The 1,373-nt window shown below is 54.1% G+C and carries 1 protein-coding gene; it reads left to right on the forward strand.

Annotated elements, in window-relative coordinates:
* Nucleotides 1-54 precede the first annotated feature (54 nt).
* Nucleotides 55-1,314: an IS256 family transposase gene (locus NDJ82_RS27350; RefSeq protein ID WP_015372597.1), complete on the forward strand. Its 1,260-nt coding sequence runs from the start codon at nt 55-57 to the stop codon at nt 1,312-1,314.
* Nucleotides 1,315-1,373: the final 59 nt, after the last annotated feature.

The following is a 1,373-nucleotide window of genomic DNA, read 5'->3' on the forward strand; positions in this document are numbered from 1 at the left end:
CGGGACTGTCATAAATTTTGTGTTCGGGCATAACATGTTGATAGAGGTGCATGTATGCCGACCAAAAAGAAACCGGCCCGTGAGGCCCCGCGAGACCTTCCATCCATTCCCCAAGAGCTGATCGACCAGTTCGTCAGCGGCCCGATGAGTGCCGAAGCCATTCAGGATGCCTCGATGGCGTTCAAAAAGGCGCTGATCGAGCGAGCTCTTGGTGCCGAGTTGGGCCACCACCTTGGCTATCCTCAGGGCGCGGAGCGCCCTGAGGAGTCGAGTAACCAGCGCAACGGCAAGAGCGGAAAAACGGTGCTAACCGATGACGGTCCGCTGCGTTTGGACATTCCCAGAGACCGTGATGGAAGCTTTGCTCCGATTCTGATCCCCAAACACGAACGGCGTTTTACCGGCTTCGATGACAAGATTATCGCGATGTATGCCCGAGGCATGACGGTTCGCGAAATCCGGGCGTTTCTCTCTGAACAGTACGGAACAGACGTCTCTCACGATTTCATCAGCTCCGTCACTGACGCAGTGTTGGAGGAGGTTACCGCCTGGCAACAGCGACCGCTTGAACCGATGTACCCGGTAATTTTCTTCGATGCATTGCGAGTCAAAATTCGCGACGAAGGCTTGGTTCGCAACAAAGCGATCTACTTGGCACTGGGAGTATTGCCGGACGGAACGCGAGATATTCTGGGCATTTGGATTGAAACAACCGAAGGCGCCAAATTTTGGATGAAGGTCTTTAACGACCTGAAAACCCGAGGCGTCGAAGACGTCTTGATCGCCGTAACTGACGGTCTCAAAGGCATGCCCGAAGCGCTGAGTGCTGTGTTTCCTGAGACGACGTTGCAGACCTGCATCGTCCACCTGATCCGTAACAGCCTCGATTACGCCCCGTGGGATAAGCGCCGTGAGCTGGCCAAGGCACTGAAACCGATCTATCAAGCACTCAATGCTGACGCCGCAGAACAAGCGCTACTGGCTTTCGAAGCCGGGCCTTGGGGTAAGCAATATCCGACAGTCGTATCAGCTTGGAAACGTGCTTGGGATCGAGTTATTCCGTTCTTCGTGTTTCCCCCGGCGATACGCAAAGTGATCTACACAACCAATGCCATCGAGAGTATCAATGCCCAGTTGCGCAAGGTCATCAAGACGCGAGGCCACTTCCCAACGGATGAGGCTGCGACAAAACTAATCTGGCTGGCATTACGAAATATCACCGCGAACTGGGGCAGTGCAGCTCATGATTGGAAGAACGCAATGAATCAATTTGCGATTCTGTACGGAGATCGATTTATCAGGCCGACCTGGTAAAGATGGCCTGCCTGACGGCAGGCCGTAACCGGCCCGAACACAAAAAATCTGACACTCTC

Origin of the sequence: Pseudomonas sp. SR18 (genome assembly GCF_023701505.1) — a bacterium.
Lineage (GTDB): Bacteria > Pseudomonadota > Gammaproteobacteria > Pseudomonadales > Pseudomonadaceae > Aquipseudomonas > Aquipseudomonas cyclaminis.